The following is a 7,972-nucleotide window of genomic DNA, read 5'->3' as shown; positions in this document are numbered from 1 at the left end:
TCCCCCCCCCCCCCCCCCCCCCCCCCCCCCCCCCCCCCCCCCCCCCCCCCCCCCCCCTCCCCCCTTCCCCCCCCCCCCCCCCCCCCCCCCCCCCCCCCCCCCCCCAGGGGGCCCCCGGGGAACTGCCCTCGCCGCTGTTCCGGCGTCGCTCAGCCGGCGTCGCGCTCCCAGAGGTAGAAGCGCTCTGCCATGGCGTCCTTCGGGGACCGCCAGGTCTGCGGGTCGTACGCGCTGACGTACGCCGACAGCCGCTCGCTGACCTCCCTGAACTCGGGGTGCGAGGTGACCTTGGCGATGGCCGGTCCCGGCTCCCGCTCGGACTCGATCAGGTGCATGTACACGTCGCCGAACTGGAAGAGGCTGCGCCGGACGACTCCGACGAGGTGCGGCAGCTCTCCCCGGTCGGACTCCGCGAACACCTTGGCGATGTCGGGGGCGGAGCCCGGGGCCATGCGGGCGACGATCAGGGCCTGGTGCACGGTCGTCTCCTGTCGTCCGGCTCAGTCGGCCAGGGCCGGGGCGGGCCGCTCACCGGTGGCCGCCTTCTCGATCTTCTCCCGGATCAGCTCCAGCTGGATCTTGGAGTTCTTGTTGATGTTGTCGGTCATCCAGTCGTCGTCGACCGGCGCGTCCGGCTTCATCTGGAAGTCCTGGGTCCAGACCATCCGGGTACCGGCGGGCACCTCCTCGTACCGCCAGTGGATGTTCATGTGGGCGAAGGGCCCGGTCTCCACCCGGCGGGCCTTGACGGTGCGGGTGGCGCGGTCCGGCTCGCGCTCGGAGACCCAGCTCCAGACGGTGCCGTTCTCGTCCGGGTGCATGGTGAGCCGGAACGTCGTCTTGTCGCCCTCCTTCTTGAGGACCTCCACCGACGCGTACTCGCTGAACAGCTGGGGCCAGCGCTCCAGGTCGTTGGTCATGTCCCAGACCAGGTCCAGCGGAGCGGCGATGGTGATCTCGTTCTGGGTGTGTCCTGCCATGTCAGGCTCCTGCCATCAGTGTGCTGTTGACGAGGTTGAGGAACTGCTGGGGTGTCTTGCAGCGCTCGGCGTCGACCGGCATCGGGGTGCCGTGCGTGTTCTCCAGCTCGCCGACGATGCCGAGCAGGCCGAGCGAGTCGACGCCGAGGACGTCGAAGCCGGTGTCCGGCTTCTCCTTGAGCTGCTGCGGGCTGACGGTCACACCGGCGGCCTTCTTCATCAGCGCGGCGAGTTCTTCCACGGTGATCTGGGGCATGTGCTCTCCTCCTTCTCTGTACTCACTGCGCGGTGCCGCGTCGCAGCACCAGCGCCGAGTTCGACCCCATGAGTCCGCGGCTGAGGATCAGCGCCGTCCGCAGTTCGGCGGCGCGGGCGCGGCCGGTCACGAGGTCGAGGTCGTGGCAGACGTCGAAGACGTTCGGCGTCGGCGGGATCAGGCCGTGCTCCATCGCGAGCACGGCCGCCGCGGTGTCCAGTACGGGGGCCGCGCAGTAGCCCCGGCCGATCCCGGTCTTCGGCGCGGTGACCGGTACCCGGGTGCCGTGCTCGCCGAGGGCGTCGGCGAGTGCCAGCGCCTCGGCCCGGTCGGCCTCCGGGACCCCGAGGGCGTCGGCGAAGACGACGTCGACCTCCTCGGGGGCGCAGCCGGCCTCCGCCAGGGCCTGCCGGACGGCCTGGGCGAGCCCCTCCCGGGACTCGGTCCAGCGGGATGCGCCGGTGAAGGTGGCCCCGTGGCCGGCCACCACGGCCTTGATGTCGGCGCCGCGGGCCCGGGCGGCGCAGGCGGCCTCGACCACGAGCATCGCGCCGCCCTCGGCCGGCACGAACCCGCAGGCCCCGTCCGTGAACGGGCGGTAGGCCCGGGACGGGTCCGGCTCCCGGCTCAGCTCCTCGTAGCCGAGCTGGCAGACCATCGAGTACGGCGCGAGCGGCGCCTCGGTGGAGCCGGCCACGATCACGTCGGTGCCGCGCCGCACCGCCCGTGCCGCGTGGGCGAGGGCGTCCAGGCCGCCGGCCTCGTCGGAGGCGACGACCGAGCAGGGTCCCTTGAAGCCGCGGCGGATGGACACCTGGCCGGTGCTCGCGGCGTAGAACCAGGCGATGGACTGGTACGGCCCGACGAACCGGCTGCCCTTGCCCCACAGTTGTTGCAGTTCGCGCTGGCCGAACTCGCCGCCGCCGGACCCGGCGGCGGTGACGACGCCGATGGAGTACGGCGCGTCGGGGATGTCGGCCAGCGCGAGCCGGGCGTCGTCCAGCGCGAAGTCGGCCGCGGCCATGGCGTAGTGCGTGAACCGGTCGGTCTGGACGAGGAAGCGCTCCTCGATCGTGGCGGCCGGTTCGAAGGCGCGGACCTCACCGGCCACCTTGAGGGGAAGGTGCTCACAGCCCTCGCGGGTGACCCGGTCGAGGACGCTGAGTCCCTCCTGGGTGGCCTTCCAGAAGGTGCCGGTGGTGGTGCCGTTGGGCGCGACCACCCCGATGCCGGTGATGGCCGCGTGCCGGTCCTTCGGTTCGCTCATCGTGTCCTCACTCCCTCGGCCGGGTCAGGATCACCGCGGACTGGAAACCGCCGAACCCGCTGCCCACGGACAGCACGCTGGTCAGCTTCCGTTCGCGGGCGACGCGCGGGACGTAGTCCAGGTCGCACTCGGGGTCGGGAATCTCGTAGTTCGCGGTCGGCGGGACGACCTGCTTGGCGAGGGCCAGGACGCAGGCGACGAGTTCGATGGCGCCGATCGCCCCGAGGGAGTGCCCCACCATGGATTTGATGGAGCTCATCGGGGTGTCGTAGGCGTGGTGGCCGAGCGCCCGCTTCACGGCCGCCGTCTCGTGGCGGTCGTTCTGCCGGGTGCCGGAGCCGTGCGCGTTGACGTAGTCGATCGCCGTGGGGTCGAGACGCGCCTGGTCGAGGGCGGTGTCTATGGCCCGCGCCATCTCCAGGCCCTCCTTGGTCAGGCCGGTCATGTGGTAGGCGTTGCCGAAGGTGGCGTAGCCGCCGAACTCGCAGTACACGTGGGCACCGCGGGCCCGGGCGTGCTCCAGTTCCTCCAGGACGAGCACCGCGCCGCCCTCGCCCATGACGAAGCCGTCACGGTTGTTGTCGAAGGGGCGGGAGGCGTGCGCGGGGTCGTCGTTGTTCGGTGAGGTGGCCTTGATCGCGTCGAAGCAGGCCATGGTGATCGGGGAGATCGGAGAGTCCGAGGCTCCCGCGATGCATATGTCGGCGCGGCCTTCCTGGACGGTGTGGAAGGCGTACCCGACCGCGTCGAGTCCCGAGGTGCAGCCGGTGGACACGGTCTGCACGGGACCCTGGGCGCCGAAACGTTCCGCCACCGCGGAGGCCACGGTGCTCGGCGAGAACGCCCGGTGGAGCTGCGGCTCCGCCTCGGTGTGGTCGACGTCCCAGCGCTGCCCGCGATGGCTGACCAGGACGTAGTCGTGCTCCAGCCGGGTGGTGCCGCCGACGGCGGTGCCCACGGAGACACCGACCCGCCAGGGGTCCTCCCGCCCGAGGTCCAGCCCGGAGTCCCGGACCGCCTCCTCGCCGGCGACCAGGGCGAACTGTATGTACCGGTCCGCCCGTTCGACCTGTTCGGCGTCCAGGCCGTACGCCGCGGGCTCGAAGTCGCACTCGGCGGCGATCCGGGACCTGAGCCCGGTCGGGTCGAAGAACGTGATGCCCCGTGTCGCGGTACGGCCCTCGGCGAGCAGGTCCCAGAACGCCGGTACGCCGATCCCGCCCGGGGCGACGATGCCTATGCCGGTGACCGCCACGCGCCGGTTCATGAGCGCACCTGTGCCCGGTCGGCCGGATCGGCGGCGACGGCGACGGGCTCCGTCTCCTCGGTGTCGACGTGGCCGAGGGCCGGCCGGGGGGCCAGCGGGCCCAGGTGGAAGACGATCCGCGCCTCCACGTTGCCGACGTTGCGGAAGCGGTGCCGCATGTTCATGGGGATCATCAGCCCCTGCTCGGGCCGCAGCGGGTGCGGCTCGCCGTCCAGGTCCACCTCGAGCTGTCCGCACAGGACGTACACGAACTCCTCGGAGTAGGGGTGGTAGTGCTCACCGATGCGGTCGCCGGGCTGCACGATGGCCACGCCCATGAAGCCACTGGTGGAGCCCACCGTGGCCGGGGTGAGCATGGCCCGCAGATCGCCGCCGCGCCGGGTGTTGGGCTCGATCTCGCTGAGATCCACGATCTTCGGAAGCGGTTTGATCACGACGTTCCTCCGTTGGTGTGCTGGGCTGCCGGGCTCAGGCGTCCGGCGAGCGGCGGTCGGTGACGAGGTCCATGCCGACGGGCTCGCCGTCCAGCAGGGTGCTCAGCGCGGCCTGACGACCGGGCTCCGGCAGCAGGGCGCGGACGTCCACGCCGGGACGTACGTCGATCAGCCGGACCACGACGTCGTCGCGCTGGAAGATCGTGCTGCGCAGCACCGGGCTGTCGGGGTCCGCCGCCGCCGCCTCGTCCTGCTGGGCGAGCAGCTCCGCCAGCCGCATCCCGCAGTCCGGGCGGGCCGGGTAGTACAGCGCCTGCCGGTCGCCCTCGGCGAGTTCGTCCGCGGTGACGTGGTGCACGGCCGGCAGTGCCGCCCGGGTGAAGAACACCCGCGCGGACTCCTGGTCGTTCAGGTCCCGCTCCTGCTCCAGGTAGGGGTTGATGGCCTCCTCGACGGCCCGCACCTCGGGCTGCCGGGCGACGTGCCGCAGCGCCGCGAGCAGGTCGCCGCGCACCTCGATGGCCCGCACGACCCGGTTGCCGTGCATGAACAGGGAGGTGCGGCACAGCCGGGTGGTCTCGTCGACCCGCGCCTGGGGCGAGGCGTAGTCCGCGAGGATCTTCGCGACCTTCTCCTCGCTGCCCGGCCTGACCGTGAAGGTCAGCGCGTGCCGGATCACACCGTCCCCGATCCGCGGGGACGCCTGGAGCCGGCGCCGCGCCGCCGCCTCGGCCGGCTCGCCGCCGGTCTCGCGGACGATGTGGAACCGCAGCGACCGGGTGTCCCGGACGCAGCTGTGCAGCGGTTCCACCATCCGCACGTGCTCCTCGCTGTTCACCCAGGTGAGGAACGGCGGGGCGCTCTCCCACTCGCTGGTGATGAGCCATTGGGAGGGATTCTCGATCGACTGGCACAGCTGGTCGCTGACGTGGCCGGGCACCTGCGCCACCTGGTTGCACAGCTGCTCGTAGGCCTCCAGGAACTGCTGCTGGGCGCCGTCGTGGACGTCCACGAGCAGGACGACCCGGAGACGGGAGCCGTCGAACACGGACTGGGAGACCCTCTTCGACACCTGGCGCGTCGACTGGTCCGACATCTTTTCCGACAAGGTGGTCATGCTGCGCATCTCCTTCACGGGGGCAGAGGCGAACGCCGGCCGCCGATGACGCGACGTCAGCGCTTCTTGATCCTGTGCCGCTTCCCGCACAACGCGCGACTCGCGTGAACCACGTGGGTGATTGAGCACGCGAAAGCCGTCCCAGAGGGCACAGAAACAGCAACGCGCCTCACATCCCCACCCCTGCCTCTGGAGCCTTGATGCCGCAGAAAGCCGATCACCAGGTGCCCGTCCTCGTCGTGGGCGGTTCGCTGGTGGGCCTGTCCCTCTCCCTGTTCCTGGGCCGTCTCGGCGTACCCCACATGCTCGTCGAGCGGCACTCCGGGACCTCGATCCACCCGCGTGGCCGTGGCAACAACCTGCGGACGATGGAGCTGTACCGGGTGGCCGGCATCGAGCCGGACATCAAGGCGGCGGCCTCGCTCCTCGCGGCCAACCACGGCATCCTGCAAACCCCGACCCTGGTCGGGGACGCCGGCGAATGGCTGTTCAAGCACATCGACCCGGGCGGCGGGCTGGCGAAGTTCAGCCCCACGGCGTGGTGTCTGTGCAGCCAGAACGACCTGGAGCCGGTGCTGCTGAAGGGGGCCCGCGCGCTCGGCGGGGACCTGCGGTACTTCCACGAGATGGAGGGCTTCGAGCAGGACCCCGAAGGAGTGACGGCGTTCGTCCGGGACCGTGACAGCGACGAGCTGTACACGGTCCGCGCGGACTACCTGGTCGCGTGCGACGGCCCGCGCAGCCCCGTCCGGCGCCGGCTCGGCATCGGGCAGAGCGGCCCAGGCGACCTCTTCGCGAACGTGAGCGTCACCTTCCGGTCCAAGCTGCTCGCCGAGACGGTCGGCGACCGGCGCTTCATCTGCTGCTACCTCACCAACCCCGAGGCCGACGGCGCCCTGCTGCCGGTCGACAACAAGGAGCACTGGGTCTTCCACGCGCCGTGGCACCCGGAGCAGGGCGAGACACTGGAGGAGTTCACCGAGGAGCGGCTCCAGCGGCACATCCGGCTGGCCGTCGGCGTCCCCGACCTGGACGTCGAGATCACCGGCAAGGCGTCCTGGCGCGCCGCCGAACGCGTCGCCGAGCGGTACACGGCCGGCCGGGTGCTGCTCGCCGGCGACTCCGCCCACGAGATGTCCCCGACCGGCGCCTTCGGCTCCAACACCGGCATCCAGGACGCTCACAACCTGGCCTGGAAGCTGTCCGCCGTCCTCGACGGCTGGGCCGGTCCCGACCTGCTGGAGACCTACGACACCGAGCGCCGGCCCGTCGCGCTGGCGACCAGCGCCCGCGCCTCGGCCCGCTCCGTCGAGCACAGCCACCCCGGCTTCGCGCCCACGCCCGGCGTCGGCGGCGGCCCGCGCAGCGGGATCCTCCCCGTCGTCCTCGCCTACCGCTATCTGGAGGGCGCCGTCATCGGCGCCGACCCGGCCCAGCCGGTCGTGCCCGACGGGGTACGGCTGACCGCGGACCCGGGCAGCCGGGCCCCGCACCTGTGGCTGCGCCGCGCGGGCGACCGGCTGTCCACGATCGACCTCTACGAGCGGTCGCTGGTGCTGCTCTGCGACGCCGGGACGGCCGCGGGCGGGGCCTGGCACGCCGCCGCCCGGCGCATCGCCGGCACGGACGGCGTACGCCTGGAGGCGTACCGGGTCGGCACGGGCGCGGACGCCGACCTCACGTACGACGGGGACGGCCCCGGAGGCGGCACCGACTGGGCGGCGCTCCACGGCACGACGGCGGACGGGGCGGTGCTGGTACGCCCGGACGGATTCGTGGCCTGGCGCGCGTCCGGCGCCGTGTCCGATCCGGAGGCGGAGCTGCGGGCGGTGCTGGCGGCGGTGCTGCGGAGGCGCTGACGGCTGCGGCCGGCGCCCGGATGTCCTGGCGGGCGGCTGGATGTCCTGGCGGGCGGCTGGCAGTGTGGCGCCCCGAGGGGCGTGGGCCATGTGGCGCCCGAGCGCGACCAGCCACGGCAGCCGCAACCGGCGGACGGCCCGCAGCCACCAGGGCGCGCGCCCGGCGCCCTGCCGGAAGCGGCTGAGCCCGTGTGTGATCCCGGTGGCCGGCGGTCACCGGGATCACACGGTCAGATCCGTACCTCGACCGTCTTCGCGAGCCGGTCGTGCAGGCCGCGGCCGTCGCGGTCCCAGATGAGCGGCGGGATGGCGAGGAAGAACAGCACGGTGCGCAGCAGGGCACGCGCCGGGCTCACCCGGCCGGTCTCAAGCGCGACCACGCGCAGCCCGAAGAGTCGCTTACCCGGGGTGAAGCCGACCGTGCCCAGCGTGAGAACCATCAGCACGAAGAGGATGAGCGGTGCCCAGGTCCGCGCCGCGCTGTTGTAGCTGTCCGCAATCAGACCGTATGCGATCAAGAGGCATAGCCCCCAGTCCACGGCGAGTGCGCCGAGGCGCCGTCCTGGCCGTGCGATCGAGTTCGGCCCCTGCTCGGGGAGACCGAGCTGTTCGCCCCGGTATCCGAAGTCGGCGCCCGCCTCTTCCATGGCCGCGCGCGGCCCGGAGAGCCACGATCCGATTGCCTGCCTGTTGTCCACGCCTCCACGGTACTGTGCCCGGTTTCGGGCACTACGCACAGGGGTGTGTCGGGGCTACGGTGGACACGTGGCCGGTTAACTTCTGCGAAACAAA

The 7,972-nt window shown here is 72.1% G+C and carries 9 protein-coding genes; 1 reads left to right on the top strand and 8 read right to left on the bottom strand.

Annotated elements, in window-relative coordinates:
- Positions 1-149 precede the first annotated feature (149 nt).
- From ACZ4WH_RS25840 to ACZ4WH_RS25810, 7 genes are read right to left on the bottom strand one after another with little or no spacing between them, the layout of a single operon-like run.
- Entirely contained in the window at positions 150-479 is a 330-nt protein-coding gene (locus ACZ4WH_RS25840; RefSeq protein ID WP_468184527.1) for a TcmI family type II polyketide cyclase, read from the bottom strand.
- Between the two features lie 21 nt (positions 480-500).
- Entirely contained in the window at positions 501-980 is a 480-nt protein-coding gene (locus ACZ4WH_RS25835) for an SRPBCC family protein (RefSeq protein WP_468184524.1), read from the bottom strand.
- Between the two features lies 1 nt (position 981).
- Positions 982-1,236: an acyl carrier protein gene (locus tag ACZ4WH_RS25830; protein ID WP_014672284.1), complete on the bottom strand. Its 255-nt coding sequence runs from the start codon at positions 1,234-1,236 to the stop codon at positions 982-984.
- Between the two features lie 22 nt (positions 1,237-1,258).
- On the bottom strand, positions 1,259-2,503 hold the full coding sequence (locus ACZ4WH_RS25825; RefSeq protein ID WP_468184522.1) for a beta-ketoacyl synthase N-terminal-like domain-containing protein: 1,245 nt from the start codon (positions 2,501-2,503) through the stop codon (positions 1,259-1,261).
- A gap of 7 nt (positions 2,504-2,510) precedes the next feature.
- On the bottom strand, positions 2,511-3,770 hold the full coding sequence (locus tag ACZ4WH_RS25820; RefSeq protein WP_468184520.1) for a beta-ketoacyl-[acyl-carrier-protein] synthase family protein: 1,260 nt from the start codon (positions 3,768-3,770) through the stop codon (positions 2,511-2,513).
- Entirely contained in the window at positions 3,767-4,204 is a 438-nt protein-coding gene (locus ACZ4WH_RS25815) for a cupin domain-containing protein (RefSeq protein ID WP_468184517.1), read from the bottom strand. Before ACZ4WH_RS25815 ends, ACZ4WH_RS25820 begins: the two co-directional genes overlap by 4 nt.
- A gap of 34 nt (positions 4,205-4,238) precedes the next feature.
- Complete coding sequence (locus tag ACZ4WH_RS25810) at positions 4,239-5,321, bottom strand: SchA/CurD-like domain-containing protein (protein WP_468184514.1); 1,083 nt, start codon at positions 5,319-5,321, stop codon at positions 4,239-4,241.
- 200 nt (positions 5,322-5,521) lie between these two features.
- Between ACZ4WH_RS25810 and ACZ4WH_RS25805 the strand changes: the two genes are divergently transcribed.
- Complete coding sequence (locus ACZ4WH_RS25805; protein ID WP_468184512.1) at positions 5,522-7,180, top strand: FAD-dependent oxidoreductase; 1,659 nt, start codon at positions 5,522-5,524, stop codon at positions 7,178-7,180.
- 230 nt (positions 7,181-7,410) lie between these two features.
- Here ACZ4WH_RS25805 and ACZ4WH_RS25800 read toward each other — a convergent pair whose 3' ends face one another.
- Entirely contained in the window at positions 7,411-7,878 is a 468-nt protein-coding gene (locus ACZ4WH_RS25800) for an RDD family protein (protein ID WP_468184509.1), read from the bottom strand.
- Positions 7,879-7,972: the final 94 nt, after the last annotated feature.

The organism is Streptomyces sp. NPDC029138, from assembly GCF_055564375.1.
The sequence above is the reverse complement of the archived record's forward strand: the minus strand, read 5'-3'. Positions and strand labels throughout refer to the sequence as shown.

Coding starts and splice junctions, on each gene's coding strand:
- ACZ4WH_RS25830 (WP_014672284.1), bottom strand. CDS start 1,236: ATGCCCCAGATCACCGTGGAAGAACTCGCCGCGCTGATGAAGAAGGCC.
- ACZ4WH_RS25810 (WP_468184514.1), bottom strand. CDS start 5,321: ATGACCACCTTGTCGGAAAAGATGTCGGACCAGTCGACGCGCCAGGTG.
- ACZ4WH_RS25835 (WP_468184524.1), bottom strand. CDS start 980: ATGGCAGGACACACCCAGAACGAGATCACCATCGCCGCTCCGCTGGAC.
- ACZ4WH_RS25805 (WP_468184512.1), top strand. CDS start 5,522: ATGCCGCAGAAAGCCGATCACCAGGTGCCCGTCCTCGTCGTGGGCGGT.
- ACZ4WH_RS25820 (WP_468184520.1), bottom strand. CDS start 3,770: ATGAACCGGCGCGTGGCGGTCACCGGCATAGGCATCGTCGCCCCGGGC.
- ACZ4WH_RS25825 (WP_468184522.1), bottom strand. CDS start 2,503: ATGAGCGAACCGAAGGACCGGCACGCGGCCATCACCGGCATCGGGGTG.